At 51.1% G+C, this 24,533-nt stretch carries 37 protein-coding genes; 32 read left to right on the top strand and 5 right to left on the bottom strand.

Translation table 11 applies throughout. The features are described from left to right. Positions 1-144: 144 nt before the first annotated feature. Entirely contained in the window at positions 145-1,467 is a 1,323-nt protein-coding gene (locus HMPREF2794_RS20165) for a phage portal protein family protein (RefSeq protein ID WP_004303969.1), read from the bottom strand. Positions 1,468-1,755: 288 nt separating this feature from the next. Between HMPREF2794_RS20165 and HMPREF2794_RS20160 the strand changes: the two genes are divergently transcribed. From HMPREF2794_RS20160 to HMPREF2794_RS20135, 6 genes are all read left to right on the top strand, one after another. After that, on the top strand, positions 1,756-2,208 hold the full coding sequence (locus HMPREF2794_RS20160; protein ID WP_004293612.1) for a hypothetical protein: 453 nt from the start codon (positions 1,756-1,758) through the stop codon (positions 2,206-2,208). 10 nt (positions 2,209-2,218) lie between these two features. After that, positions 2,219-2,557 carry a hypothetical protein gene (locus HMPREF2794_RS20155; RefSeq protein WP_004303967.1) on the top strand — a complete coding sequence of 113 codons (339 nt, stop codon included), beginning with the start codon at positions 2,219-2,221 and terminating at the stop codon, positions 2,555-2,557. Continuing rightward, positions 2,544-3,677 carry a phage antirepressor KilAC domain-containing protein gene (locus HMPREF2794_RS20150; RefSeq protein WP_004303966.1) on the top strand — a complete coding sequence of 378 codons (1,134 nt, stop codon included), beginning with the start codon at positions 2,544-2,546 and terminating at the stop codon, positions 3,675-3,677. The genes HMPREF2794_RS20155 and HMPREF2794_RS20150 overlap by 14 nt, the downstream gene beginning before the upstream one ends. A gap of 2 nt (positions 3,678-3,679) precedes the next feature. Then, the gene (locus HMPREF2794_RS29985; protein WP_004293615.1) at positions 3,680-4,117 is read left to right on the top strand and encodes a hypothetical protein; all 438 of its coding nucleotides are present in this window, start codon (positions 3,680-3,682) and stop codon (positions 4,115-4,117) included. A 156-nt stretch (positions 4,118-4,273) separates the two neighbouring features. Further along, on the top strand, positions 4,274-4,513 hold the full coding sequence (locus tag HMPREF2794_RS20140; protein ID WP_004293616.1) for a hypothetical protein: 240 nt from the start codon (positions 4,274-4,276) through the stop codon (positions 4,511-4,513). Beyond that, positions 4,452-4,943, top strand: coding sequence for a hypothetical protein (locus HMPREF2794_RS20135; RefSeq protein ID WP_229032689.1), 492 nt, complete (start codon positions 4,452-4,454; stop codon positions 4,941-4,943). The genes HMPREF2794_RS20140 and HMPREF2794_RS20135 overlap by 62 nt, the downstream gene beginning before the upstream one ends. A 151-nt stretch (positions 4,944-5,094) precedes the next feature. Here HMPREF2794_RS20135 and HMPREF2794_RS20130 read toward each other — a convergent pair whose 3' ends face one another. The 3 genes from HMPREF2794_RS20130 to HMPREF2794_RS20120 all read right to left on the bottom strand — a co-directional run bounded on the left by HMPREF2794_RS20130 (position 5,095) and on the right by HMPREF2794_RS20120 (position 8,272). Then, positions 5,095-5,727, bottom strand: a complete 633-nt coding sequence (locus tag HMPREF2794_RS20130; RefSeq protein WP_004293618.1) for an RloB family protein — start codon at positions 5,725-5,727, stop codon at positions 5,095-5,097. Continuing rightward, the gene (locus HMPREF2794_RS20125) at positions 5,702-6,949 is read right to left on the bottom strand and encodes an AAA family ATPase (RefSeq protein WP_070752431.1); all 1,248 of its coding nucleotides are present in this window, start codon (positions 6,947-6,949) and stop codon (positions 5,702-5,704) included. Before HMPREF2794_RS20125 ends, HMPREF2794_RS20130 begins: the two co-directional genes overlap by 26 nt. A gap of 531 nt (positions 6,950-7,480) precedes the next feature. Beyond that, entirely contained in the window at positions 7,481-8,272 is a 792-nt protein-coding gene (locus tag HMPREF2794_RS20120; protein ID WP_070752429.1) for a hypothetical protein, read from the bottom strand. 887 nt (positions 8,273-9,159) lie between these two features. Between HMPREF2794_RS20120 and HMPREF2794_RS29305 the strand changes: the two genes are divergently transcribed. From HMPREF2794_RS29305 to HMPREF2794_RS20025, 20 genes are all read left to right on the top strand, one after another. Beyond that, positions 9,160-9,588: a hypothetical protein gene (locus HMPREF2794_RS29305; protein ID WP_070752427.1), complete on the top strand. Its 429-nt coding sequence runs from the start codon at positions 9,160-9,162 to the stop codon at positions 9,586-9,588. A 195-nt stretch (positions 9,589-9,783) separates the two neighbouring features. Next, positions 9,784-9,930: a hypothetical protein gene (locus HMPREF2794_RS29060; RefSeq protein ID WP_168166618.1), complete on the top strand. Its 147-nt coding sequence runs from the start codon at positions 9,784-9,786 to the stop codon at positions 9,928-9,930. A gap of 232 nt (positions 9,931-10,162) precedes the next feature. Continuing rightward, the gene (locus HMPREF2794_RS20110) at positions 10,163-10,735 is read left to right on the top strand and encodes a hypothetical protein (RefSeq protein ID WP_070752425.1); all 573 of its coding nucleotides are present in this window, start codon (positions 10,163-10,165) and stop codon (positions 10,733-10,735) included. Positions 10,736-10,902: 167 nt separating this feature from the next. Then, on the top strand, positions 10,903-11,172 hold the full coding sequence (locus HMPREF2794_RS20105; protein WP_008143004.1) for a hypothetical protein: 270 nt from the start codon (positions 10,903-10,905) through the stop codon (positions 11,170-11,172). Positions 11,173-11,442: 270 nt separating this feature from the next. Then, positions 11,443-11,835 (top strand): hypothetical protein, encoded by a 393-nt coding sequence (locus tag HMPREF2794_RS20100; RefSeq protein WP_070752423.1) that lies wholly within the window; start codon positions 11,443-11,445, stop codon positions 11,833-11,835. A 16-nt stretch (positions 11,836-11,851) separates the two neighbouring features. Further along, on the top strand, positions 11,852-12,109 hold the full coding sequence (locus HMPREF2794_RS20095; protein WP_070752422.1) for a hypothetical protein: 258 nt from the start codon (positions 11,852-11,854) through the stop codon (positions 12,107-12,109). 149 nt (positions 12,110-12,258) lie between these two features. Then, positions 12,259-12,471, top strand: coding sequence for a hypothetical protein (locus tag HMPREF2794_RS20090; RefSeq protein ID WP_055205407.1), 213 nt, complete (start codon positions 12,259-12,261; stop codon positions 12,469-12,471). Between the two features lie 4 nt (positions 12,472-12,475). After that, on the top strand, positions 12,476-12,715 hold the full coding sequence (locus tag HMPREF2794_RS20085) for a hypothetical protein (RefSeq protein WP_055205406.1): 240 nt from the start codon (positions 12,476-12,478) through the stop codon (positions 12,713-12,715). A gap of 5 nt (positions 12,716-12,720) precedes the next feature. Continuing rightward, positions 12,721-13,248 (top strand): hypothetical protein, encoded by a 528-nt coding sequence (locus HMPREF2794_RS20080; protein WP_070752420.1) that lies wholly within the window; start codon positions 12,721-12,723, stop codon positions 13,246-13,248. Positions 13,249-13,288: 40 nt separating this feature from the next. Next, the gene (locus tag HMPREF2794_RS20075) at positions 13,289-14,386 is read left to right on the top strand and encodes a hypothetical protein (RefSeq protein WP_070752419.1); all 1,098 of its coding nucleotides are present in this window, start codon (positions 13,289-13,291) and stop codon (positions 14,384-14,386) included. Positions 14,387-14,396: 10 nt separating this feature from the next. After that, positions 14,397-15,287 (top strand): hypothetical protein, encoded by an 891-nt coding sequence (locus tag HMPREF2794_RS20070; protein ID WP_070752417.1) that lies wholly within the window; start codon positions 14,397-14,399, stop codon positions 15,285-15,287. Further along, complete coding sequence (locus HMPREF2794_RS20065) at positions 15,284-15,742, top strand: hypothetical protein (RefSeq protein ID WP_070752415.1); 459 nt, start codon at positions 15,284-15,286, stop codon at positions 15,740-15,742. Before HMPREF2794_RS20070 ends, HMPREF2794_RS20065 begins: the two co-directional genes overlap by 4 nt. Before the next feature lie 15 nt (positions 15,743-15,757). Then, positions 15,758-16,033: a DUF3846 domain-containing protein gene (locus HMPREF2794_RS20060; protein WP_032577794.1), complete on the top strand. Its 276-nt coding sequence runs from the start codon at positions 15,758-15,760 to the stop codon at positions 16,031-16,033. Between the two features lie 4 nt (positions 16,034-16,037). After that, positions 16,038-16,517 (top strand): hypothetical protein, encoded by a 480-nt coding sequence (locus HMPREF2794_RS20055; RefSeq protein ID WP_070752413.1) that lies wholly within the window; start codon positions 16,038-16,040, stop codon positions 16,515-16,517. A 5-nt stretch (positions 16,518-16,522) separates the two neighbouring features. Further along, positions 16,523-16,843, top strand: a complete 321-nt coding sequence (locus HMPREF2794_RS20050) for a hypothetical protein (protein ID WP_004322740.1) — start codon at positions 16,523-16,525, stop codon at positions 16,841-16,843. Positions 16,844-16,853: 10 nt separating this feature from the next. Further along, complete coding sequence (locus tag HMPREF2794_RS20045; protein ID WP_044919104.1) at positions 16,854-17,033, top strand: hypothetical protein; 180 nt, start codon at positions 16,854-16,856, stop codon at positions 17,031-17,033. A 12-nt stretch (positions 17,034-17,045) separates the two neighbouring features. After that, complete coding sequence (locus HMPREF2794_RS20040; protein ID WP_070752410.1) at positions 17,046-17,291, top strand: hypothetical protein; 246 nt, start codon at positions 17,046-17,048, stop codon at positions 17,289-17,291. A 28-nt stretch (positions 17,292-17,319) separates the two neighbouring features. Then, complete coding sequence (locus HMPREF2794_RS20035; protein ID WP_070752408.1) at positions 17,320-17,967, top strand: hypothetical protein; 648 nt, start codon at positions 17,320-17,322, stop codon at positions 17,965-17,967. Positions 17,968-18,010: 43 nt separating this feature from the next. Continuing rightward, positions 18,011-18,649: a hypothetical protein gene (locus HMPREF2794_RS20030; protein WP_246839621.1), complete on the top strand. Its 639-nt coding sequence runs from the start codon at positions 18,011-18,013 to the stop codon at positions 18,647-18,649. After that, positions 18,642-19,904: an RNA-directed DNA polymerase gene (locus HMPREF2794_RS20025; protein ID WP_070752404.1), complete on the top strand. Its 1,263-nt coding sequence runs from the start codon at positions 18,642-18,644 to the stop codon at positions 19,902-19,904. The genes HMPREF2794_RS20030 and HMPREF2794_RS20025 overlap by 8 nt, the downstream gene beginning before the upstream one ends. Positions 19,905-20,249: 345 nt before the next feature. Here HMPREF2794_RS20025 and HMPREF2794_RS29300 read toward each other — a convergent pair whose 3' ends face one another. Further along, positions 20,250-20,528 (bottom strand): hypothetical protein, encoded by a 279-nt coding sequence (locus HMPREF2794_RS29300; protein ID WP_210403604.1) that lies wholly within the window; start codon positions 20,526-20,528, stop codon positions 20,250-20,252. Between the two features lie 245 nt (positions 20,529-20,773). On the opposite strand from HMPREF2794_RS29300, the gene HMPREF2794_RS20015 reads away from it, so the two are divergent. The 6 genes from HMPREF2794_RS20015 to HMPREF2794_RS19990 all read left to right on the top strand — a co-directional run bounded on the left by HMPREF2794_RS20015 (position 20,774) and on the right by HMPREF2794_RS19990 (position 24,515). Next, entirely contained in the window at positions 20,774-21,253 is a 480-nt protein-coding gene (locus HMPREF2794_RS20015; protein WP_004322734.1) for a hypothetical protein, read from the top strand. Beyond that, a complete protein-coding gene (locus HMPREF2794_RS20010; RefSeq protein WP_070752400.1) occupies positions 21,250-22,338 on the top strand; it encodes a ubiquitin carboxyl-hydrolase in 1,089 nt (362 codons plus the stop codon). Before HMPREF2794_RS20015 ends, HMPREF2794_RS20010 begins: the two co-directional genes overlap by 4 nt. Before the next feature lie 362 nt (positions 22,339-22,700). Continuing rightward, entirely contained in the window at positions 22,701-22,880 is a 180-nt protein-coding gene (locus HMPREF2794_RS20005) for a hypothetical protein (protein ID WP_004322731.1), read from the top strand. Between the two features lie 12 nt (positions 22,881-22,892). Further along, positions 22,893-23,180 (top strand): hypothetical protein, encoded by a 288-nt coding sequence (locus HMPREF2794_RS20000; RefSeq protein ID WP_004322729.1) that lies wholly within the window; start codon positions 22,893-22,895, stop codon positions 23,178-23,180. A gap of 13 nt (positions 23,181-23,193) precedes the next feature. Then, entirely contained in the window at positions 23,194-23,919 is a 726-nt protein-coding gene (locus tag HMPREF2794_RS19995) for a hypothetical protein (protein ID WP_070752399.1), read from the top strand. An 11-nt stretch (positions 23,920-23,930) separates the two neighbouring features. Further along, positions 23,931-24,515 carry a hypothetical protein gene (locus HMPREF2794_RS19990; RefSeq protein WP_004322723.1) on the top strand — a complete coding sequence of 195 codons (585 nt, stop codon included), beginning with the start codon at positions 23,931-23,933 and terminating at the stop codon, positions 24,513-24,515. Positions 24,516-24,533: the final 18 nt, after the last annotated feature.

Below are 24,533 nucleotides of genomic sequence, written 5' to 3'. Positions count from 1 at the left end.
GTTCCGCGCTGTTCTCCCAATAGAGGATCAGCCTGCGGAATGCATCGAAAATGACACGATACTCCTTTTCCGTATCGGATTCCGTGGTTGCAGATGCCCTGACAGCTCTGAACGGAGCGTTGTCCGGGAGCGGAAGACGGGCTTCTATTCCGCTCCCCGCAGAAAATTTCCGACCTTCGCCCCCCGGGGGCGTCCGTAACGCCGGAAATACTCCTCGTCCGACATGATGCCCCGGTCGTTGTGGCTGAGACCGGATGAGCCGCCTTCGGCTCCGAAACCTAATCCCGGGATAACATTGAGCTGCCGGCCCACATTGATACCGAACTCTTTCTCGATCTCATCGGCCGCCACTTCATATTTGTCCGTGATCAGCGAATAGAGCTTGATGCGGTCCTCGTTGCTCATCTCTATCCGGTTCGAATACCGGAACTCCAATCCTCCGGGGATATACCCGATAGCCACCAGGCGGGGGATTATCTCCTCGTTCATGATGTTTTCGATATACCGACGGTAGACTTCGATACGGTCGCGGAAAATGTCCTGGTGTGCTTTCGTGGAACCCACGTACGACTGCATCCCTCCGGCCATCGACTCGGAGCCGAGCACGAGGTTGGCAACTTCCTTGTTCACAAACTCGATAAGCCCGGTATATATCTTTTCCGAGTTGGACATGGTGAATGTCTTGATATCGACCTCGTCCTCAATGCCGGTAACCACCACCTTGTTCTGTGCCGCGTTGGCTATCTCGTTAGCCAGCCTCTTGCGGTCGGCGTTGCTCTCGCTGACCGTCTTTCCGTGGATAATCGGCTGTCCGTAAGTATGGGAAAAGTTCACATAGTTGGCCACCGTGAATTTCTTGGCCAGTATCAAAGGGGTCGTGGCGGAAAAAAGTCCCAAGTCGCCGGAGTTTACCAGTACATAACAACGGTAATATGCCGGGTCATGTAAATCCCAATGCGGCTCCCACAGTCCCTGCCGCTTCAGTACCGTTTTCTGGTCCGGTAACACATTACGCCGTTCGATGATGTTGACTTCCGCCAGCCTGCCCGTTCTGGGGTCAGTATGCGGCATGATTTCAAGCAGGGTGTACCCGTAGAGTTTGGATTCCACTATGCCCTTGATTATCTTGTCGAACTGCGAACCCTGTATCTTCAGGGAGTTCGCCACGTCCTTGATGTATTTTCCCTTTTCGTTTACACGGGCAAGCATATAGCGGTCGCCGAGAATCTGGCTTTCCAGTGTCTCGACAACGGAACGTATATGAGCGTCCTGTTGCAGGCAGGCTTCATACAGGTCAATGAGCCGGGCGCGGTCATCGAGAATATATCCCGAACCGGTATCCTGACGACATGAACGGTAGCGGTTGTTGCGCTCGATTTCGCGAACATACTCCTGAATTGTCTTTTTGGAGGTCTTAAAAATACTCTCCAAGAGTTCCCCGTTAAATGATTTGTCCGATGTAGCCATAATTTTTTTGTTTCTTGTTCAAAGAGTAGAGACAATCCTCAAGAGAGGTTTTTACGGCTAAAAGAATATATGGAGAACGGGACTCTTAATGCTTGATTTACAAACCGAAATATGCAACTTAAATATATAGATATTTCGGTTTTATTTGCGTTGTAAATATCTTATTATCAGTAATTAACAATTTATTAAAAGTGTAATTTATGTATATATTTATAGTGTATTTCATATTAAAAAGATATATCTTTGCACCACGTTAGATACAAATCCAAGAACAATGAAAAAGAGAACATGAAAGAAGAAAAGATTCCCTGCCGGATAATCCGGTACAGGGAGTTCCCCGATCTGCTTTTCGGAACGTTACGGGAAGACGGACCGGTCTATTTCGACGCGACACGCTTCATCCAGGCCAAAGGAGATGCACGCCGGCATAATGTCCGTGATTTCCGTGTCGCTTTCCATCACTGGGCAACGGCGTTGGCAGACGCCTACGGAATAGACAGGGAAAAGATGATCATCCGTGACGAGGCGTCGGGACACCTGTTAATTGATGAATGTCTGGCTCTATTATTTGTCGTTTACATCGATCCCGCGTTCGGTGTCTACCTTCTGGAGCGCGTGGACGAACTGCTGTCCGGTGGATTTACGGTTTCAGACACTTGGCTGGTACAGGCTGCCGGTCTTAGATTTACAAAGGAGGAATTAACGCAAATTTTAGAACAACATGAGACGCAGCACATTTAAACGACCCAAGATGGTGCTCATCTTCAACGGGGCACAGGTTCTTGTAGCGGTCACGCGCTCGCTGCACAGCGCGGCGGAATTGACAAAAGGCAACTTGCAGGCTATCTCATTCTGTTGCACGGGCAAGTATGTATGCAGCGGCGGACTCTATTTCAGGCATCTGCATCCGGATGTGGAAATCGAGCTGGCCGACCTCGGCACACTGATGCTGAAAGATTATGACGCCCTTTGCGGCGAGAAACGCACGTACTATCCGGTGCGCAAGATGGCACATAAGAGAGCCTTGCTTGAAAACAAACGTAAGTCTGATAACCAAAAGAAAGGAGGAAATACCTATGAGGGAAAATAGGAATGTTCCGTTCCGGGACTGGAACATAAGGGTTTCCCGGAACCATAACGGCCAGCTCCATATCTGCGCCGTGGATATATGCGATATACTCAAGCGGGACGAACTGCTTGAAAACGGCGCCATCGCCCGTGTTTGCCCGACGGCATTGAAAATCAGTTTCCGGAAAAACGGCAGGGAACAGTGGGGTTTCCGTCCCATCGATATGCGTCGGCTTTTACAACTGGTACGCAAGGAGACTATTATACCCCGTGACCTGCTTGATGAATTGGAAGTGTGGGGCAACAAGCTTCTGGAACTGGAAGCCGGGGAGCTGCACGCCGTCCCGCAGGACGACATCGTCATGCACTTCGAGGAAGGGTTCCCCGTCACGTTCCGGCGTGTCGGCGACAAGCTGATGGTCAACGCCACGCAGATCACGATGCACTTCGGGAAAATCCCGTCTGAATGGCTACGCATCGCTTCCACGGATATGCTCCGCAGGGAAATGGCCGGCAACGGACATACCGGGAAATACGAGTCGCAAGTCTTCACCACACGGGGGCGGGGGCACGGTGCGACCTGGTTGGAATCACCGCTTGTCATACCGTTGGCCAGATGGATCGCCCCTGACCTGTCTTTGGCGGAATGGTTGGGCGAGGCTATCGGCAAACTCTCCGTGAAACGAGGGAAGACAATCGTACGCGAACGCCCCAGGGTGGCGGCACCCGGTCTGCCCTGTATGGATTGTCCCATGCCGCAGGATATGGAATCGGCGACGAGACTGATTCTGGAACTGCGGAAGGTGGTGAGTGAATCCCTGCCGAAAATCGTATTCTACGAGGAGTTTATCGAGAACAGGGACTGGTTCAAGAGCACGCGCATCGCTGACGAACTCGGCATATCGCCGCGACAGTTGCACCAGTTCCTTGCCGAAGAGGGCATCTGCAAGTACGAGAAGCGGCAATGGGTGGTCTTTCCTTCCTGCCGGGCCTGGCAATGCGATGTGCCTTACACGTGGGAGAACAGCCGGGGCAAGGTATATACTTTCGGATCCACCAAACGATGGACACAGGCCGGACGGGAGTGTATCATAGAACTGTGGCGCAAGAGGAACCCTGAATACTGCCCACCGGGTGCATAGCGATGGAAACGGCATTACAGCGGATCATCCGCAAGACAGGAAGACGGCCGGTAGAGTGCCGTTGCCGTCTGTGCAGGCAGCAATGCCGGATACCGTGCCTCGGTACGCCGGAAGACATCCTCCGGTTGCTGAAAGCCGGATACAGGGAGCGTCTTGCACCCACTCGGTGGGCGGTAGGCCTGCTGTTGGGAAAAATCCCGTATATCGTGCCGATGGTACAGGCGAAACAGGAAGCAGGCGGGTGCACGTTCTTTCAGGACGGACTGTGTGAACTGCACGCGGCAGGGCTCAAGCCCACTGAAGGCAGGTTGTCGCACCATACCATCACCATGGAGAACCTGAAGTTCGGAATGTCGCTCTCGTGGAACGTGGCCAAAGAATGGCTGGACGAGCGGAACTTCGACACGATACGGGAGATTGTCCGGATAATGGGAAAATAGATGAGGGACGGTTTCATGAATGAAGTATCAGTATAACCGGTTGATTCCTCCTTTGCCGATTTCATGGAACCGCCTCTTATTAATTCATACCATTTGCAAACAGTTCGTATTAGTCGCGGCTATCCTTTATCAGGAAAACATTTAAACGCGAATGATATGAAACTGAAAAGCAGAATGACCGTCGGGGAGATGTCGGAACACCTGACGGAACATACCGGCAAGTTCGCCAACCGCGTATCCGTGGGGCGTTACGCCAAAAAACTGGGATACGCCGTGTATAAACCGATGATAAACGGCAGGATATGCCAGTTCTATGTCAATCCGTCGATTAAGGATGACGGGGAAGCGGAAACATTACGGACGAACGAACGCGAAAACGGACATGAAAGGGAATGACGACAAAAGGCAACACGTGATACCGTTTATGAAATGCTTCACCGGGCTGGTCGGCGCGTTCACCCCGGAAGAGGTCATCTTCATGCTGTACATGGCAGACCGTACACGCCTGCGTGAAAAAGGTTACGACACCTTGCGCAGCAAGCGGTACTACATGGAGAACATGGAGATGGGTTCGCGGATTTTCGACAAGTGCGTGGAAAAGACAACGCGTATGGGATTGCTTGAACGGGTGCCGGTCAGCGGGATGTACGATTACCTGTGGCACATGGATTCCTACAACCGGCTTGTAGGGATATTGGCGGAACTTGGAAATCCTTTTTCTACCAGGGCATTCTGTCATCGGATGTTCGATGTGGAAAAAAGGACCGTGGCATCCGTCTCTGACGAAGAGGTCAGCCAATGGAAAGAGAGACACCGAAAAGTTTGAGCGTATCTGTCCACGGAACGTAAATGAATAAAAACAGACGGCATCGTTGTGATTTGCCGTCTGTTTTTGTGTTTTTGCGACATAAAATCCGATAAAACCGGAAGGAGGTGGTAGCCGGGTACAATATTATCCGGGCAAACGACAGAATATGCTAAATATACTTATTCAGTTCTTCCACAAGAAGATGCACCGTTGTCGAAGATTCCGCTTGTGCCGGCGGTATTCCCTCCATTCGGCGCAATACGGCTTTTGCGTTCGTGATGGCCTGAGCCTGTTTACCGCCCAGCTCCCTGAAAACACGACCGCCTGTACCGGCTTCCTTGTTGTAGGAGAAGCCCAACAAGCCGGATAGCTTTGTTTCATATTGATTTCTGTGCATCGGGCCTTGTACCAGGTTATAGTGCAGCAAGAACCAATACTCGAAAGCCTGGTTGCTGTATGCCACCCTCATGCCACCGGCTTCCGCCATACCGATAGCCCGGTTGAAATCCCGATCGGGAAAGTCATCCTTGTCAAATACCACCCAGCACTGGTCATACTCGCGTCCTTTCTTCCGCTCTTCTTCTTTCATCCGTAAAGCCTTTTGGACAAGACCTACCGTATTGAGTCCCTGGCCTACCGCTTTAATATTGGCGGAGGTCAGGCGAAACGCATTGAAATAATCCGGTTCCGTATTTACCCCCTCGCAGATGATCAGGAAGGATTGTTTGACCTCACGGACAAAACTGATACGCCTGAGTGTCCGTGCCGCGCGTGGATCACGCTTGTTCGTCCGTGCTGCCATATTCTTCCTCCCTCAGGTCAAATAACCGTTCAAACTGGCCGATGACAGGGATACCGCCATATTTCCCCATCAGGTACTCCTTTTCGAAAGGTGCACTGTTGCGAACCTTGTATTCCGCCAACGAATAGAGTTCCGAGGCTCCAAACGAATCTTTCTGTGTAAACCAGATCTGATCCCTGCGGAACAGGCTTGCATTAAGCAGGTTGGTGTCATGTGTCGTGAAAATCAACTGTGCATTCCTGGGATTTGTCACTCTGGAATTGAACAGCCCGATGATGCGACTGGTCAACAGAGGGTGCATTTTCGAGTCGAACTCGTCGACAACCAGCCTTTTGCCATGATCCAACGCGTCGATTATAGGATAAGCCAGCGAGAAGTATTTGATCGTACCCTCCGACTCGTTTACGCGGAACGGGAAAGTGACCGTCTTCGTGGCGTTGCCCTCCTCGTCATATTGCTGGTGTGAACTGATGACTGTATTGTCAACCTTGCGTATGTCGTCGATTCCGAAGTCTGCAAACCGGGCAAACTCCACAATACGCCTTTTCATGGACGGATCATCGATCTGGGCTATCGCCATTTCCCAAATCCGCTCGTCGCTGCTGCCAAGAACAATCGTGGTGTTGGCCAACCATCCCATGATTTCCACCGAGACGCTTTCGTTGAACTGTGCTGCCACGGAAAGAAGCAGCGCATTGTCGCGCACCATTTTTTTGGCGACAACCTCTTTGCCGACCGAAAATTTGGGATGCAGTTCATACTCATCGCCGTCACGCAGGAACAGTTCCACCTCCTTTGCCTTGCGCTTGTTGCCCTTTTGATAAAGCCACTCCCGGTGTACACGTTTTTCATCGACTTCAAACCCATAGCGGTATTGGACCGTTTCGTCGGCAAAGACCGCCTCAAAATAACTGGGCTCCTGTTCCGTCCTCCGGTTGAGACGGAAACTTTCCACCCGTATGCTTTCGCCGGACTGCACGCCTTTGGAGGAATTGATGACAAACCATTTGAAGAAATCGAGCGCTTTGACCAGATTCGATTTCCCGCTGGCATTAGCCCCGTAGATGACCGCACTCTTCAGCAAAGAGAGGTTCGTACCTTCAAGCTCAAAAACAATCTCATCGGACCGGGGCTGTTTTTCTTTCAGCGCGGAAGCAGCCAAAGACAAGGTCGCCGGCTCCTTGAACGAAAGGAAATTTTCGACTGTGAACTGAATAATCATATTATATCGCAGTTATATGTGAATTTTATGCAAATATAGGGGATATTTTTCATATATAGATGTTTTATCGGATCTCTTTTTGCGGTTATTTTCCTGCACGTGAAAATCAGACCGTTTTCGTTCTTGCAATGCTGCCCTGCAAAAGGCGACTGTAATTTTCCGAAGCGGCAACATCGGCTTGCGATTCATGCTCCCGATAGTGGAATTTGGGTGGAAAGACGCGAAATTCGCCACATCTTTCCCTTCAATGTGGTACAAATGTACCGTGTATCTGACAGGAGGGGTGTTACAAATGTAGCAACAATACTATAAGTAGTATTATACAAGAAGAAAGAAGAAAGATGTACTTTTTTCTTTGACGCAAAGAAAAAAGATACCAAAAAAGAAACAAATCATGACAGACGGCACGCCGTCTGTTTTTGTTTTTTTGAATCGGAAAGTGTTGAAAACGGATAAGATGAGGATTAAAGGACCACTTCCTCCCCAGATACAAGAGAGAGAAACAGAAAAAAAACTTATATCGTCATCCTGTTACAGTCTGGCATCCTTGTCGCGGTTCAGCCTGACGACAGAGCGCACGCACTCACGCACCAGTTCGGCATCCCTGCGCTCCATGAAATAGTTCCCGCATTCCAACCGTTTCCTGTCCGCCGGCCTGTTGTTGTCCCTGCATTCACGGATTTCCAGTATGTCATTCAGGTAATAGTACTTGTCACCGCGTCTGACACGTGTTGCCAGCCGTTCGAGTTCCTTCAGCCGTCCGTTCCATGCAAGCCCTTTCTGGCGTAGGGCATCGGAAAACCTGCCGCGGCCACTGGTTCCGATAGGCAGTATCTGGAGATTCACCGCGTACCCGACTGTTTCATGCAGGGAATAGCGCAGGCTCCCGTCTTCGTCCAGCAGGCAATACAGCACAATACGTCCTTTTGCGTCGATTTCCTTAAAAGCCCCCAGTATTACATGCTCATCCAGGATGCTGAGTTTTACCAACTGCCCGTCTTTGGGAGCATAGAGAGATTCCGAACATACACCCCGGCGCTTGTCCCATGCAAGATGGCCTTCGTTCAGCAGGCGTTGGAGGGCAATCTTTTGCTCTTCGCTCGCTTCCCGGCAATCATTCATAAACATGACCGCGTCATCGGTAACGAGTTCTCTACCCGCAGTCATCCTTACCGGAACCGACACGCAATTACCCGTGACATCTCCCACAAGTCCGGTTTCCGATGTCCCACCGTTGAAGACGACCATTCCCTTGCGAATGGACGACCCACCCGTGCTATCTTTCGGAATACTCCCGATTTTCTTCTTATGATATGATTCCATTCTTTCGATTCTTTATCCAGATATTTCCTGTAACAGCAAAATGCCATACTTCATACATAAGTGGATACAATACGGCAAATATACGTATAATTCACCAAAAAGGCAGGTGACTGAACCCCATTTCTTCTGCATTTCCACGGTTTCCTGTATAAAGTCACAAAAACCGTACAAATAAGTCGGAATCCATGTGGATAGCTTTGTTCTGTATATTCTATATGATTAAGGAACAAAACATTACAAGATTGCCCGATTGTGAAAAGCATATCCGAACATTCTGAATGACAGGAATACACATCCTCCTTTTCCGTCGTCCAATCCGGTTAAGAACAGTCAATATACCGACGTGTCCTATATATTTTTTGATGCGTTTTCAACGTATCTAAAAAACAGCTTCAAGCCGGAACCCGGAAATCGTGCAGAAAGTCTGTACACCCGTGAAAATTGAAAGGACAGGCATCCACAAGTGAGAATATCTCAAAAATATGGGACATGGTGAACACCGGCACACTAAACAACCATGATAAATACAAGTACTTTACTGTATATTTTTTGATACCTGCTTACAGTTTCAATCCGAAAGCCGCATTTTGAGCCGTTTTGGAAAACCGGACTTGAAAAAACGGCCCGAGGACAGAGACCGAATCCGCACCCGCAGGCACACCCTCCCCAATCTTTTTATTTTTATTACACCGTTGAATATCAATGATTTATTAGGTTTACTTTTGTATAAAGTAAGCCTAAAAACGTCTTTTGCATTATCATTACTTACAAATTGAAAGCGAAAAAATCTTTTCAATACTATTTTATCCGTTTCAAATACTTAATATTCTGATAATCAACCAATAAAGAAAGTTTTGATTTTATACATACGTTGAAACGGGGCTTTTTTGATTTTTGCAAAGGAAAAAATTTTTTTCAAAGAAAACCTACTTTTCTATTTAATTGATATTCAACTATTTACAAATTCTCTTCGCGCGCGTGCGTTCCATATTCGTAAAAAGGCTGTTTTTGGAACGTTCCAAAATTTTTTTCTCAAAAAGTTTTGCAGTTCTGAAAAACGGTTTTATAATAGTCATGTACTCGAAAGCCAAACAAACGGCAAACAAGTACGGAGAAAAACGAATAAAAAAATAGATAGTAAAAAAACAGAATTAAAAAACAGAAAAGCAAAGACCGCCGAGAGCGAGAAACAAAAAGCCCTTTTTGTGGGAAACCTATTTTTGAGGCTTGGAAAATCAAAAATTCGCCTGTTCGCTTTGGAGCGATTAAATAGGGTGTTAAATAACCACACCGAGCAGGACTACAAACCAATGTAGCAAGTTGGAACGGCTAAAAACGTGTTTTTAGTCCGCATACGCAAAGCACGCAAATTTGGGAGTGCGAGAGTTGTATGGAAAAAGGACGTGTAAAAATAATGCCATAATTGCGCCCTTGTGCGCTCGGAATAAAATGCACGATAGCGGTAAAAACTATCCGCATAGGGGACGCCGGTAAATGTATATGCTAATGTTATGCCCAATACCCGGCTCGGTACGCCTAAATGCCCCACCTTACAGTTAGCTGCCGGATTGGGAAAGATCCGGGACGTGCCAGAGAAGCGTCCTGCCGAAATTGGAGTAAAGCAGCGCAGAGCCACGACACGAGTGATGCGTGAGTAAGCCGATACACGATATGCCGAAAATGCGCTCATTTGGATAGCTCTGCTATGGGGTACGTTTTAAGTGCGACAAAGTTACGAAAAATTTTGCCGTGCAGGGTGAAATGCACGGCAAATTTTTGGGCGCGTGGCAGGAAATGCCACACTTTGCGCTATGGTGCAGAGTTCGGGGTTCGACTCCCCGAGTGCCCGCAATGCGTGATTTTGCGCAGTGTTTCTAAAATTTTATCATTATGGCAACTTCTAAATTGAACAAGGAACAGTATGCAAACATCGGTTCGTTTGCAGGTATCATGTTGGTTTACAACTCTACCAACAAGGACGGAGAACTCGTGCAGACGGCACAGCACTTTTTCGGTGCGGACTTTGAGCCTGCCGACAAGTCGGACAACGAGATTTTCCGTGTGATTAAAAACATGGTCGCAATTATGTGGCACACCATTGCGGAGGAAAAGAAACTGCGTGCCGATGCCGACGGCATACGCTCGAAATTCCGTGCCACAACCCCTGCGGAAATCATCATCTGCGAGAAGTCGGGAAACCGTATCAAGAAGTACGACCTTACCGACAGCGTTTGGGCGCGTATCGGTCTTGTGCCAACCAAAGTAGACCTCGAGAAGTCAAACCGTGATTTCCAAAAGACAATCCATGCCGCTGCAAAGGCTATCCGCAACGCCATGAATTTCGCCCCGAACCTCGCCAGCCTCGAAAAGCCTGCCGAGAAAACGACCAAGACCGGCAAGGCTGAAAAGGTGGCGGAACAGCCTGCCGGAACGGTTGCCGATGAAAGCAAAAAAGCGGCATAAGGGCAACGGAGTAACTGAAACCTGCCCGAAAAAGGCAAAAGGACGGCAGACAGCCCGCTGAACGTGTGGGACTGCCTGCCCTTTTCGTATCTGCCGTCGTAAGCGCGTGTTCTTGTGGCGTATGCCATGGATACGCGCTTTTCATTTCGGGCGAAAGCAACTGTAACGTGATAGGCGAAAAGAATTTCCCGGCAAAAAACGGTGCCGGGACTGTACCTCCGCCGCAGGACGGGGAGTACACCGTGGACGACCTGAAAACCGCTTTGGAAGAGTCCGAGCGGTCGCTGCATGATGCCGTCTTCATAGCCCGCCAAGTGTGGGAGAAGGACTGCGATGCCGTGAAGTTCGACATCGACGACCTTGTGCAGATAGAATCGGCATTGCAGGAGATATGCAACATCACCGCCGGAATTGACAGCGGGGACGATGGCGAGTAACATGACGCGCACACGTGCTGCGGAAACTGCGGGGCGTGCGCGCTTTTTCGGGCATTGATATACACTGTGTCAGGATTGCACCCTGAAATGCCCGCACTTTTCTAAAATTCCCTCCGATATGACTTCCTTGCGCCGTGAGGCGTTGTGCCTACCTTGTATATAACACGGTTAAGCACGGTCTGGCGTTCTGCGGAACCGCCTGCCGTGCTTCCGCTGTTATCCTGTGCGGGGAAGCGGAGAACGGATGTGCCAATAATAAAACGAATAAATATGATAGAAGTGTTTGACGCAAAGCGCACCCGCGGTTACGGGTGCTTTGCCAGTTTCAAGGCTGCCACCGATACGCTTGACAGCCTTGCCGCGACGGGACAGCTCGGAAGTGTGCCCGCCGTCAGCGTGGCGGCGTATTGCAGCGGCGTGTTGCAACGGGAATATGAAGCGGTGTTTGTCGGTGGGAAATGGCGCGTGCCGAAATCCCCGAAAAAGCGGATGCCGGAAACGAAACCTGCCCGTGGAAGGCGCCGGCGGAAATGGTGCAAGGAGTACGCCACGGCGGAGCTGATGTTCCGCGAGGGGTTCCCCGACCACCTGAACCGCAGCTACCCGCTCTCGGCGGACAGCCTGAGACGGTGCAACCGGAAATGCAGAATTTATATGCAATAATAAAAACGCAATGAGTATGAAAACATTAGCAGACGTGAAACGGAAAATGACGCTTGGCTCGAAGTGGCGGTGCGTCCGGCTGCTCGAGGGCGGAAAAGACCTCGGCGTGCGTGAGGTCGGGAAAGTGCAGGGTAATGCCGTGGCATTCCTCAAACCCGACGGGAAACTCTCGTGGCTATGGTGGCCAAAGGCAAAGGACGTGCAGGTGAAAGAAAACGCCTTCACCGTGCTCCAGAACGGAGTACCCAAGCTCAAGTACATCTATGCCGGATAGGTGTTCCGGAAAAATTCATGCAAAATAATATGAATTAATAACAACTATGGGGGCGGAATGCCCCTATGCTTTTATAAACGGATAAAGAAAATGACAGAAATAACGAGAAAGCAGATATCTGGTCTGCGGGTAAAAATGTATTGACGGCTATGGAAGAGAAACATAAAATCAACGAGGTAAAAGGTGTCATCATCAGCCGTGCCCTGCTCAAGGAATACGGGTATGACGGCGATATGCCCACCGACGAACAGATGCAGATCATCGGCAACGGGTTACTTGAATACTGGGGCGTAAGCGACGGTTTCAAGGAAGCCCTCGCCAGTACAATGGAGAACATGTTCGGTGTAAAAGCAAAAGATTAGGTCTATGGAAACGAAAGGACTCACCACCCATCAGCGTGGTGTTATTCTACGCGGCATCTGCGGCGGAGCTGCATTGAAAGACAAGTCGCCGCAAATATCTGAAAACAATACCGTCATAACCTGCGCCGGAGGGTTGGAGATTTGGGACATCTGCTGCATCAGCAGTGATGCCGAAGCCTTCGGCCTGAAACCGTCCTTCGGTTATGACGGGCACACGAGAATCACTTTCACCCCCAAAGAATAAGCGGAATGAAATCATATTACTACTTGGACTACCTGCACCGTGAAATCTTCCTTGAAGAGGAGGATATTCAGGCCGTGCCGGAATCAGGCAGGGCGGACGATGCCTGTTCCGCCATTGCCGAAAAGCCGTATGTCGTGGAGCAGTTCATGGCGGATTCTTTCCGGACGCTCAAAGATGTGGCCAGCCGCCTGTGCGATTCCCCTGATATTAAAAGCCGCCACGATGCGCTGATGTATATCGTGTGGAGGGTGGCACTGGACATCAGGGAGTGGCGGACTCTGAACCATGGCGAAGCCGCCGTCAAGGTAACCCGTGAGGACGGTTTCGTGTGGCTGCTTGTGTCGGCGGAAAATGCCCGGAAGCTATGGGAGGCAGACGTATTCTCCCTGTACAGGCTTTATGCCGATGATTCGGAATCCCTGATCGAAAGCGAGGCGGAGCTGGAATCGACCATCAAGGGCGGATACCAGATAGGTATCGAGGTGGGGTTCGCCTCCGTAATGGACCATGCCGCCCGGATGAAGCAACAATAAAAATCGGAAACAATCAAATAACGAAATCAAGAAGAAAGGTATGGAAACAACATTATTGACAAAGGAGAATGCCCATCGTGTGACCATGGTGCGGCGCGTGGATGCCCCGGAAAGTGAACCGGTAACGTTTCTTTTCAGGGGAAAGAGACACGGGTATTGCAGCTATTCCCATCTTGTAGGGAATCCGGGCAAGGAAGAAATCCTCGCCCCGGCGGACTTCAAGGACTGGGAAGTTGTGGAAGTGGCGCACCCGGGCTATCTGGAAGAATATTTCAAGCAGGCGTGCAGCTCCTACAACCTCACCTCCTTCTCTCCCGACGAGCGGGGTGAGTCAGACATCGCCTCGCACGAAAAGGAACTGCACGAGGATTTGCAGTCGATACCCGAGCAGCAGTGGGGACGTTACATGGAAAACTACAAACGCTATTTTTCTGCCATGATCGCCGCCAACAGCCGTTGTGCCAGCGCAATGATTACGGGGCCTGCACGCTTCAACACGGGCCGCAACGAAAAGGCCTGCAACAGCCACGCCAGGAGCGTCACGGCGTTCCGGGAATGGCGAGAACTTGCACTCGAAGCGATTCGCAAGGCTACCGAAACGGCCAAGCCCGAAGAACAGCGTCTCGAGGAGGAGTGGCAGAAGGTCAAGGCCATTATCGACGATGCCGCCTCGACCATTCACGGTATCGATACGGGTACGGCACGAGGCTATAGCCGGGCTCTCTTCGTCAGCAACCTCGCCGGGCGACTCTCCACCTATGTCAACCATGGCAACGTGGAAATCATCGACCGTGCCGTCGCTCGTCTGCGAGAGTGGAACGACAAAGTCAAGAAACCTGTCGTCACGGCACGCCATTCAATCTTCAAGTATCCCGAACTCGTCCGCAAGGTGCGGGAAAAGCAGCAGGAACGGGCAAGCCGTGAAAATCGTGAGATTCCGTTCGATGGCGGCAAGGTGGTCTACAACTTCGAAGAAGACCGCCTGCAAATCCTCTTCGACAAAATACCCGATACCGATATGCGTACGACTTTGAAGCGTAACGCTTTCAAGTGGGCGCCACGCAACCAGGCATGGCAGCGCCAGCTCACCCGCAATGCCGAATATGCCGCCGGTCAGGTGTTGAAGATAACCATTTAATCCAGTGCCCATGAGATACATCATCGATTCACGTTATTTCGACGGGACATGCCTCACGTCGATGTCGGATGACATGCACAGCGACTACGGCGGCGAGACGCTGGAAGCATTGCGCGAAAGGGAGAAGAACCCGTACCTGGTCGCTGTATCACCGGTACGCATGACACTGCTTGTGAAGCGTTATACCCGGGCACTTTGCAAGCCCTTCCATGAAATTATGGAGGAACGTTATTACGAACTGCTGGAATGCCTGCCTCCGGCCCGCATGCAGAGCGACTGGTTCTTTGTCGGGGAACCGTATTACCGAAACCTGTACGCGCTCTGTTTCGAGTCGGACGGCAGGTATTTCCGGGCGGAACGTCCCATACGTCTTTCCAATGCGGAAATCTACCGCCAGATTCGGGAACACATGGAGAAAGTAAACCTGCATCCCGCCATCGTCAAGAAGGCTTCCTTTGTCAAATATGTCAATTGGTACAAAAAGACGGTCACCTACATACCGTACTATTTCGAGTATGGAGGTAAAATATATTTCCTGAAGAACCTCGCCACTCGGACGGGATCCGAATTTGGCGACCGCCGGGAACGGAACGAGATGGCGGCATTGCTGAGGAACCTGCGCGGAAACCGCTACGAATACTGCACTTTCTACTCCCAAAAGAAGGACATCTTCGAGTTTTTTGACTGGCTACGGAAGAACAAATACACGCTGGAAATCCAGGGCGACTTGTTCGACTTTGCGGATGACCGCTCCCACGTGGACTTTCACGGCAATGTATGCGAGTATTCGGCTGTGTTCCATTACCGCATCTATTCACGCGAGCTTTTTGGCCATATCATTAACCAGCTACGCACCGTGAAACGGTATCACGCGTGGCATAAAAGGAGGGAAACACGATGAAAATCTCAAATGAACCTACCCCATACCTCCTGCTCAAGGCAGGAACTGACAGTGCATGGGATTGCTGCGACTTTGCAATCGTGTACCTGTCAAAAGAGTGGATACAGACACAGTCCGGCAGGCTGGAAGCCGTCAAGCCATTCAAGGATGACATCAGTTTCCAGTCTTTGAACTTTTATGACATATCGGTTGGTTTTTACCAGCCGGACGAGGACGGGATACTGGGCAGCGAGGACTTGCCGGAAGACAATAACTGGTGCTTTGTGGAACTGACCGAAACGGAACTGGAAAGGTTGGTTCCGCCGGACAATGTGCTGGTCAGCCATATTTTGGCGGTATTTGCAAACGGGGAAGCCAGATACCGGGCGTACGGCAAACATACCGACGAGCGATTCTGGACTGAAAAATTTCCTTTGCAACAGATTTTGGATATACTGGCGAGTCATGAATCTTAAAATTTCAAAGCAGCCATGACAGAAATCATCAAAACGGACGGAACACGCCAACCCGTGCAGCCAGCCAATGGCTCAGACTTCACGCTGGAGGAGATGCAGGCGATTGTCGGCGGCTACATCGAACTGGTGGAACTGGACGGGAACACGACAATGGTCGTCAACGAGGAAGGCAAACTTATCCCTCTGTCCCTCAATCTTGAAGCGAGCAGGATATTCCGTGCTCATCACCCGACATCGAAAGACTTCATCGTCGGGGACGTACTTGTGTGCAATAACAATCAAATCAGATAAAATTATGGATAAAGAAAAAGCAAAAGCGCTCAGCGAAATCCTCGCACGCTACAAAGAATTACAGGAGAATAACAGTGTAAACCTGATCGAGTTCCATACCGCTGACGGGCAGAAACACGGTATCGGCAACCCGGAAGCCATCAAGCTGTTGCTTTCGGTGGCCGTCATCGAACTGGAACGCCAGCTCCGGACCGCACAGTTCGGTGATATTCCGGAAAGCCTGGAGAACAGCCGCGAGTACAAGGCGGCCAAACAGCTGGAATACGCCATGAACGATTTGGGATTCAAGTCCGAACGTTTCGCCCAGGCTCTTCCTTATTTCCACAAGACACTGGAACAGACATTCTTCCGAACGGTAAAGGCTTCCATTACCGCTATGGCAGGGCGTGATTCACGCTGCATTGATGACCGCAACCATGCTTCATACGAGATGTGTCAAATGCTGGCCCCCATGCTGGAAGATACCCGTCTGCCCTTTATCTAAACGCCATGTTCATAGACGAGAGGACACAAAACCGCCTCCATGCCGTGCCGGGAGAGAGCATCTCCCACGGCACGATGCGCACGCAGGATCTGATTCCGGCGTTCTTGGACGTTATCCGTGACACACCGGAGTACGTGCAGGTGATGAATGCCGTCCCCGCCCATGCCATGGAGAACAGAGAAGCAGACTGGTGGAACAGCGATGACGCGGCGGGATTGCTGGAATCGCTGTTCGACACGCTCGATAGTTACTCACCGGATGGGTACTATTTCGGTGATCATCCCGGTGACGGGTCCGATTACGGATTTTGGAAAATGGACAAGTGAATGTCGGAACATGGTACGGATTACAAAAGACAAGCGGCATGACATTCTCAAAGACGGGAATTGTATCGGGCAAATCTATCTTGCCCGTGCCGAAAGCAGGAAATTAAGATACTGGGCAATCTCTTGCATGAGTGGAATCGGCTTCAATACTTTCAATGAAGCCCGCAGTTATGCCAAGGATTTCCTTTAATAAAAGAATCGCATGAAAAATTGGATACAACAGATGCTTTTGTGGCGTAAAAAGACGGACAAGGGCAGAATGGCACTCGGAAAGGTGCAGAAAGAGTATCGCGAGAATGACGTATGCATGGGAGAACTCCTTGATGCCCTTCCCGCCGACGGCCTTTCCATAGAGGAAGCGTTCGAGCTGGCTATCACCGCCAAGAAGTGGGCGGACGGAGACCGTTTCTACCGGAGTATCAACGATGGAGAACCGGAAGAATTGTAAGGTAAATAACAATAAACAATAATGACAAATGAGCAGATATGATTTTATAAGATTCGGCGGCTTTGTCAACTGGGCGGACGAGGACACGGACACGTTCCGGAAAATGAAAGTCTGCCTGCCGGTAAAGGAGCCTGTCGAAGATGACACGAAAATAGGACTGATTTCCACGGACGAGGACAATCCGGAAGAAATCGCGGTTTCCTATTCCGTCAGGGCAGCCGAACTCATCCCTTGGACGGACTCATTCCAGGAAGGATACTGGAAAGCCCTGATAGTGGCAGAGGCAAACGGAGCAGGCACGGACGTATTGCTGCCCATGCTCAAAAATGCCGGACTATGCCTGATGGAATGTGTCTTCCTGATGCTCCGGAGCGATGCCTGCAAACTGTTTCCGGTCCTGTGCCGGCTGTTCCCGAAAGTGGAGGAAATGTTTGGGATTATCACATGGAATGACAGGGAATATTTCGTCAGGGAACTGACGCTGTTCCGTGGAACGGGCGGGGAATACAAAACCCTGGTCTCTGTAACGGGTCTGCAAGACGTGCTGGTCGGCAAAGACGGCGCACCCATATCGGACGAGGCGGAGGCCGTGGACCGGAAAATCTGCTATTACTTCACGGACGAGGAGTTCCTGCTGCCGGAAGAGCGGCTTGTGGCCCTTGCGGAGGATGCGTGAGAAATCATAATGTATGTACAAAGACCAGAAAATGAATAAAAGAATGAACAAACAGCAAACCACTCCCGTTACCGACACTTTTAAGGGGATGCTACTTATGTCAATGGGTGTCCCTGTAGGAAACATCCGTCCCTACCGTTTGAAGTCGGCACCTTCCTGCCTCGGCGGTTTCGAGCGCATGAGCGTAGCGGCAGCGCGAGCCTCGGGAATGGATATCCCGGAGACGGAGAAAGAGAACGATGAAGTTTACATATGCCGCTTGGGACCCGCCGTCTTCCGTAAATGGATGCCTGTCTGGATGTTCGAAGCCGCTTTCGAACCGGTTCCCGAGCAGAGACGCGGTGACCGCATCCGAACACTTACGGAAGAGATGAACAACCATCACGTGGCGGAGAAAGCCCTGAATGAAAAATGTTACGCCCTGTCCGTGGAGCTGCTTTCCGAGTGTGGCGGCAGCCTTGATGACAACGGTGAACAATCCTCGACCTATCTCCATGTTGTGGACCGTGACCCCGTGGAACTGGTCATCACGAACGCGTCGCTCCGGAAAGACGGGAAAATCTTCATCATGGGTTACAGTTACTACACGGGCGAGGAGTACGAGCAGGAATGTGACGTAGAATCCGGCATGGACATACTGAATTTTATCCTTTCCCAAAAAAGTTTTGAGTGCCATGAATGAAGACAAGATATTGCAAATGTTCTTCGACATAGGCCGGTGGACGAAGGCCATTGAGAAAGGCGTGCTGAAAGACATTAGGAAAGACCAACTTATTCGGCTGACCGACGAGCATACCCGTATGGCGATGGCCTATGCCATGCGCCGGGGAAAGTACGAGATTTCCCCTCCCCACACGGCGCAGATACCCAAGGACAACGGTGAGTTCCGCACAGTGTACGTAAACGAGCCGATGGACCGCGTAGTACTGGGTATCGCCAACGACCTGCTCTTCGAGTTGATGCCGGAGATGCTGCACTCTTCGTGCAAGTCCTACCAGACCGGTATAGGGTGCGGCAAGGTAGTTACGGAAGTCAGCCACCGGATGACAGAAACCGGCAATAGCGGCTGTCTGGGCTGGAAGTCCGACCTTTCCAAATACTTCGACAGTGTTCCGATACGGTTCATCGACGAGGCGTTCGACAAGGTGGAGGCCAAACACGGCCAGTCTGCCCTGATAGACGTACTTAGGAAATATTACCACTCGGACCTCTATTTCGATGAAGATAACCGGTTGCAAAGCAAGTATCAATCCTTGAAACAGGGTTGTGCTGTGGCTAGCTGGCTGGCGGATGTACTGCTCTACGACCTAGACGGGGAACTGTCACAAATGAACGGCTACTACGTCCGGTATTCCGACGATATGCTTTTTATCGGCAAGGATTATGAAAAAGCGATGGACACACTCCAAAAACGCCTGGAAGATAAATCCATGAAGCTAAATCCCAAGAAAGTGGAATACCTGGCAGCCGATGTCTGGTTCAAGTTCTTAGGATTCAGTATCAAGGGCGGCATGGTCTCGCTCTCGTCATCACGCATCAAGACCTTCCAGCACGAGATCGAGCGGCGGACAATCCGCTGCCGGGACACGACACTGGCAAAAGCCGTGGACGCTGTGAACCGTTACCTGTACAAGGGCGAGTTCAGCTGGGCGATACAGGTATTGCCGGTCTGTAATGTGAAGAGTGACCTCAACGAGCTGAACAAGTTCGTGATGGACTGCTTTAGAGCCGTTCAGACGGGCAGGTGCAAGATCGGCGGTCTGGGATATGTCCGAACCAAACCGGATGGCTGCATCGTCCGGGGACGGGGACGCAACGTGAAGGCCAACCGCGACAAAACAGACCGGGACATACCGGGTTACCTGACTGTCGGCTGCATGCGTAACGCCCTTCTGACCAGCCGGGCGGTGTACAACACGCTGGTGGCATCGCTATAAGTTACGCCGGGCACACGGCAGAACGGGTGAACGGGCAGGCTATTCAACGTTACAGGCTTATAACCAGAATCCATATCGAGATTAACCGGTCTAACACCCGGTTAATCCCATCTCGATTCTGGCTGCGCCTGTAATGTATCGGGAATTTAAAGTCATGTGCCATCTGTCCCGCACCCGTTACCGGAGCACACCGGGAAAGTTCAAGGAATAGGTTTGGGCATCCCGCGTACCAACGTCTTCTTTCCGAGTCTGAAGGCGGCTGACCGTCGCCTTCGGGCTCCGCAGAAGACCCATACGCGGGATACATCGGAAGCATAAAGCCATGTGCCGGTATTATGAGAACTTTCAGTCTTTTCCAGCACGGGAACGTGCGGTTCGGGGGAATGGATTCAGCCTGCTGTCCCCGATAAGCCCGTCTCGCGCCGTCGTATCCCTAACGTTATACGACGGCGCCATTCCGGCTTCCGCCACAGCAGACATCGGACCTGTAAAGGAACGTGCCGGCATTCCGGGAACCGCAAAAAGAACAGCACAGGGCAAAGGGGGCAAGGCCTGGATTTCAACAGAGCCGCGATTCACACGGCTGGAGCCTGTGTCATCTCCTGCTAACACGACAGATGACACAGGTTCCAGCTGTACTCGCGGCCCGTATCAGGTTTTTAAAGGGATGTGCCGTCCGGATGAGTCCCCTGAACAGAAGGTAGCGCGACCGCATATGCACGAGGGACCCAAATTCAAGATACAGTATTCAAGCTTGGTCCTGAGCCAGGCAACTACCTGGTTCAGGACCGAAGTCCTACTGTATTTATCAGGACTATAAAGATACGCGCCAGGGGTTTGAGTGCCATTAATTGTAAACAGGTGAGAAAATGGAAGATATTTACCGAGAAACCGTCACCGCCATAGAGAACGGCGCAAATTTCCGGATTGATTTCCAGTCCAGAAGTTTAAAAGTAAACGGGAGACACATGATACGGAACGGCAGGCATGATGGCGCTCCGTGGTTGCCGGAGTACGGCTGCGGGGATTTTTTCACGGATGTGGAGGAGCTGTACCGCCGCTATAAACATTCGATACCATCGGAGCGCAGCCAGAGCAAGTCCCGCCGGTATTTCATGGCATTGCCCGAAAGTGACCTCGAGGACGGGGACATGCTGTACGGGCAACACCGGGATACCGCGCAATTCGAGCTGGAATTCTATATCCTCTGCCGGATTATAGGCGGGTTCACATGGAATCCCGAAACGATGGGCAAATGGTTCTGGCAAAGCGAAAAAGACAAGGACCTGGTGATACTCAGAAAATGGGTGGAACCCGGAAGTAATCAACTATTAACAAATTCACAATGAGCAGAAAGAAACAAGAAACAAAAGTCCTGTGCCCCGGATGCGGCACGGAATTCGCCATCGCGGACAAGGAATTTGCCGCCACGGGCACCGTTATCGGCAAGAATTCGGATTTGGGTACCGTCTATCCGGCGGTGGCCGGCCATAATTCTCCCGCCGGACTTCCCAAAGGGGCGCAGGAGCGTATCGAGGCACTCCGCGGTGCCGGTGTGGACGTGAGCTGCCTGTTCGCCATGCAGGGAGCCGAGGGCGGTGAGTATATCGCCTCCAACAAAGACGGGAAACTTACCATCCTGGATGACAACGACCCGATATTCGGCAGCATCATGGCACAGGGTACCGTTCCCAACAACCGACTCTTCCGCCGGTGGGTCATGGCACAAATGTTCCATATGATGTCATACACGCATTACCGTGAAAAAGAGCCGGCAGGGGTGACCGAGATGATTCACCGGAAAGGCTATGATTACCAGTGGAAAATGCTCTTGAACGAGCTGCACGCCCAGATGAAGATGGAACACAAGGACATCACGGGTTTTGCCGAGAGAAACCGCTGGTTCAACCGTGATGTGGTTTTGGCCATCGCGAGCGACTATGTCAACGCGCTGAAAAAACACGTGGGCAACCTGGAAACAAGAAAATGCAAGGGAGTTCCCTACAAGCGTATACACGGCCGTAATATTTTCGTGGAGGACCTGCAATCCAAACTGTACTACCCGCTTTCCATCGCGATAACCCACATCAGGCACGCGTTGGACGCCACACAGCTTTACAACGCGGTCAGACAGTTCAATGACCGTCGTATCCGGCTGCCATGGGGCACTCCTCAAAGCAAGGCCTGGATGGATGCCTATAAGGGAGCCGGGGCGTTCTTTACCATGCAGAACCTGATTCGTTTCCACGGTTGCACGGCTGTCAATGACCGGGGTCGGCGTCTGGACAAGTACCAGTCACTGGCGTTCCTGTCATCCAAGGCGGAAGAGTATAAAAACAGAGAAGGCTGGCGGTTGCTGGCAGTCCTGAAAAAAATGCTGGCGGACAACAATATCAACATCAAAAAGAAGATGGCGGCATGGCGTAAGAAATAGGCCGTCATCTCCACCCGCCCGGTAGGCGGCACGGTGTGGCGGGTCAGAATAAATTAGTACTCCCTCCATTGAAATGATGCTCATCCCTGTTAACACAAGATGAGCATCTTTCAATGGAGGCATTACATCGAAAACGTAAAGAGATGCCCCTGTTTGACGACCACACCGCTATTCTAATCAAAACGACATAATCCTTTATACGATGAGCAAGAAACAACTACGACGCAGGGCCTACCTGCTGTACCGGTTACGAAAACAGGGTATCCGATGCCTGACACGTTGCCGGACCATCTTCTACCCTTACGGGGAGGATCCTAAATCAGTACCGCAGATCTGCAGCCTGATAAGCGAATTCCATTTCCATGTCCAGTTTGAAATACCCGCCTGACATGAAACCGGGAGACATTGCAACGCTGAAAGTGCCCTACAAGGGCTATCGCCGTATAGAGCTGTTGGAACGGCTCCAATACACCTGGCTGGTACGCATCTGCGAGAGCGGGAAGGAGATCGAGGTCTATGAAGACGAGTTCGAAACGGATTAAAGGCACGGAACAATGAAAGGAGAACAACAGGAAGAACGCATACCGAACTTTATCGGCAATGCCGTCATTATCCTCACAGCCGCCCATCTGGGCTGCGAGGTGGAGATGCTCGCCACCGCACAGGAGGTGTGGCGGACGAAACGCCTGCCCGAGGCGGTACTGCTGGGCATGTACGAAAAGGCCGCATGCGATGCCGTGTCGGCTGTCCGGAAGAGAGGTCTGGCGGAACAGGCTGACCGTCTCGGAGAGATATTTTACAGGACGGGGGAATTTCCCCCGCCGGAAGAAGACAATACATAAAAAGGAGTAACAAATGAAAACAAGGACTTTTCAGGAAATATATGATTTCTGCCGTACGGACGATACCTACCGGAGCTATTTCGAGGCATCGGACGAGTCCCGCATTACCGGAGCAAGGGCAAGAAAGTACTATTACGGCGACATCCGCCGAGGCCAGTGCCGCGTGGGGACATTCATCTACTGCCAGTCGATGCGGCAGCTTGAAAGGTTCCTCGAGGGCACAAGGCAGGACCACTACATCCATGTTGACCCGCCGGCCTGCCGGGAAGTGAGCCTCAAGGACGATATGTTCCCCGGCCAGACCGCCTATATCGTGGTACATGTCAGGAGGCAGGGTGTGCAGATTGAAATCGAACACCCGTTGCATGGTGGATGGGTGCATTTCACGGCACGCTCCCACCGTCCCTTCACCAGGGAGGGAATCATAGCCGAGGCGAAGTCCTACATTGACAGCCACATCCTGCTGGCACCGGGAAGATACCGGGACTTGCAGCTGGAACATATGGTTTCCAAGGAACAGTTCCCCACATGGTACAGGCAGTATAAAATGAGGCTGCACGACCGGGCGGAAGCCGAACATCGGGACATGGTGGACAGATACAGGCACAGGAGCGACCTTACCTACGGGGAAGCCCATGACATGCTCGCGGCTTCGGGTATATTCTTCGACCTGAACTGCGACGAGTTCGAGCGGGACGAGATTACGGAACAATTTGTAAGACTTTGTAACAAGACATAATACCCAGGCAAATGAACCTATATAATCAAATCAAATATAACGGGTATCACATCAACATCTACTATGATGATGACGCCCGAAGCCCGCGTGAAGCGTATGACAATCTCGGTACGCTTTATACGGCACATCGTCGCTACCGCCCGGAGAAGGAGTTCGATGACCACTTCGATATAGACAAGGTTTTTGAAGGGCATATCGGAAATTTCCGGGAATCGTTCCTGAAGGAATATATCGCCCTGTCGGTCTACCTCTACGACCATGGCGGCATTACAATATCCACCTCGCCGTTCAGCTGCCCGTGGGATTCCGGATTTTTCGGAATCATCGCGGTACCGTTGGACAAGGTGCGCCGGGAATACGGGTGGAAGAACATCACCGCGAAACGCAGGAAGCGGATCGAGGGATACCTGCAAGACGAAATCAGTACCCTTGACAACTACTATACCGGGGAAGTTTTCGGGTATCGCATCATGCCGGAAAGTGACGATGACAATGAACTGGACAGTTGTTGGGGATTCTATGGTACGGAATGTATGAAAGAACTGGAAGCCGAATGCAGGCATATTATCGACGGGCAGAACAAAGCGGCAGCATAAAATAGAAAAATACGCATA

Origin of the sequence: Bacteroides sp. HMSC067B03 (genome assembly GCF_001811315.1) — a bacterium.
Lineage (GTDB): Bacteria > Bacteroidota > Bacteroidia > Bacteroidales > Bacteroidaceae > Bacteroides > Bacteroides faecis.
This window is presented reverse-complemented; position numbering and strand designations above follow the sequence as displayed.

Coding starts and splice junctions, on each gene's coding strand:
- HMPREF2794_RS20070 (WP_070752417.1), top strand. CDS start 14,397: ATGAGATACATCATCGATTCACGTTATTTCGACGGGACATGCCTCACG.
- HMPREF2794_RS20015 (WP_004322734.1), top strand. CDS start 20,774: ATGGAAGATATTTACCGAGAAACCGTCACCGCCATAGAGAACGGCGCA.
- HMPREF2794_RS20100 (WP_070752423.1), top strand. CDS start 11,443: ATGATAGAAGTGTTTGACGCAAAGCGCACCCGCGGTTACGGGTGCTTT.
- HMPREF2794_RS20045 (WP_044919104.1), top strand. CDS start 16,854: ATGGTACGGATTACAAAAGACAAGCGGCATGACATTCTCAAAGACGGG.
- HMPREF2794_RS20035 (WP_070752408.1), top strand. CDS start 17,320: ATGAGCAGATATGATTTTATAAGATTCGGCGGCTTTGTCAACTGGGCG.
- HMPREF2794_RS20000 (WP_004322729.1), top strand. CDS start 22,893: ATGAAAGGAGAACAACAGGAAGAACGCATACCGAACTTTATCGGCAAT.
- HMPREF2794_RS20040 (WP_070752410.1), top strand. CDS start 17,046: ATGAAAAATTGGATACAACAGATGCTTTTGTGGCGTAAAAAGACGGAC.
- HMPREF2794_RS29060 (WP_168166618.1), top strand. CDS start 9,784: ATGCCCAATACCCGGCTCGGTACGCCTAAATGCCCCACCTTACAGTTA.
- HMPREF2794_RS20090 (WP_055205407.1), top strand. CDS start 12,259: ATGGAAGAGAAACATAAAATCAACGAGGTAAAAGGTGTCATCATCAGC.
- HMPREF2794_RS20065 (WP_070752415.1), top strand. CDS start 15,284: ATGAAAATCTCAAATGAACCTACCCCATACCTCCTGCTCAAGGCAGGA.
- HMPREF2794_RS20085 (WP_055205406.1), top strand. CDS start 12,476: ATGGAAACGAAAGGACTCACCACCCATCAGCGTGGTGTTATTCTACGC.
- HMPREF2794_RS20060 (WP_032577794.1), top strand. CDS start 15,758: ATGACAGAAATCATCAAAACGGACGGAACACGCCAACCCGTGCAGCCA.
- HMPREF2794_RS20055 (WP_070752413.1), top strand. CDS start 16,038: ATGGATAAAGAAAAAGCAAAAGCGCTCAGCGAAATCCTCGCACGCTAC.
- HMPREF2794_RS29985 (WP_004293615.1), top strand. CDS start 3,680: ATGGAAACGGCATTACAGCGGATCATCCGCAAGACAGGAAGACGGCCG.
- HMPREF2794_RS20160 (WP_004293612.1), top strand. CDS start 1,756: ATGAAAGAAGAAAAGATTCCCTGCCGGATAATCCGGTACAGGGAGTTC.
- HMPREF2794_RS20075 (WP_070752419.1), top strand. CDS start 13,289: ATGGAAACAACATTATTGACAAAGGAGAATGCCCATCGTGTGACCATG.
- HMPREF2794_RS20110 (WP_070752425.1), top strand. CDS start 10,163: ATGGCAACTTCTAAATTGAACAAGGAACAGTATGCAAACATCGGTTCG.
- HMPREF2794_RS20125 (WP_070752431.1), bottom strand. CDS start 6,949: ATGATTATTCAGTTCACAGTCGAAAATTTCCTTTCGTTCAAGGAGCCG.
- HMPREF2794_RS20130 (WP_004293618.1), bottom strand. CDS start 5,727: ATGGCAGCACGGACGAACAAGCGTGATCCACGCGCGGCACGGACACTC.
- HMPREF2794_RS19995 (WP_070752399.1), top strand. CDS start 23,194: ATGAAAACAAGGACTTTTCAGGAAATATATGATTTCTGCCGTACGGAC.
- HMPREF2794_RS20155 (WP_004303967.1), top strand. CDS start 2,219: ATGGTGCTCATCTTCAACGGGGCACAGGTTCTTGTAGCGGTCACGCGC.
- HMPREF2794_RS20025 (WP_070752404.1), top strand. CDS start 18,642: ATGAATGAAGACAAGATATTGCAAATGTTCTTCGACATAGGCCGGTGG.
- HMPREF2794_RS19990 (WP_004322723.1), top strand. CDS start 23,931: ATGAACCTATATAATCAAATCAAATATAACGGGTATCACATCAACATC.
- HMPREF2794_RS20140 (WP_004293616.1), top strand. CDS start 4,274: ATGAAACTGAAAAGCAGAATGACCGTCGGGGAGATGTCGGAACACCTG.
- HMPREF2794_RS20050 (WP_004322740.1), top strand. CDS start 16,523: ATGTTCATAGACGAGAGGACACAAAACCGCCTCCATGCCGTGCCGGGA.
- HMPREF2794_RS20150 (WP_004303966.1), top strand. CDS start 2,544: ATGAGGGAAAATAGGAATGTTCCGTTCCGGGACTGGAACATAAGGGTT.
- HMPREF2794_RS20080 (WP_070752420.1), top strand. CDS start 12,721: ATGAAATCATATTACTACTTGGACTACCTGCACCGTGAAATCTTCCTT.
- HMPREF2794_RS20095 (WP_070752422.1), top strand. CDS start 11,852: ATGAAAACATTAGCAGACGTGAAACGGAAAATGACGCTTGGCTCGAAG.
- HMPREF2794_RS20165 (WP_004303969.1), bottom strand. CDS start 1,467: ATGGCTACATCGGACAAATCATTTAACGGGGAACTCTTGGAGAGTATT.
- HMPREF2794_RS20010 (WP_070752400.1), top strand. CDS start 21,250: ATGAGCAGAAAGAAACAAGAAACAAAAGTCCTGTGCCCCGGATGCGGC.
- HMPREF2794_RS20135 (WP_229032689.1), top strand. CDS start 4,452: ATGACGGGGAAGCGGAAACATTACGGACGAACGAACGCGAAAACGGAC.
- HMPREF2794_RS20005 (WP_004322731.1), top strand. CDS start 22,701: ATGTCCAGTTTGAAATACCCGCCTGACATGAAACCGGGAGACATTGCA.
- HMPREF2794_RS20030 (WP_246839621.1), top strand. CDS start 18,011: ATGAACAAACAGCAAACCACTCCCGTTACCGACACTTTTAAGGGGATG.
- HMPREF2794_RS20120 (WP_070752429.1), bottom strand. CDS start 8,272: ATGGAATCATATCATAAGAAGAAAATCGGGAGTATTCCGAAAGATAGC.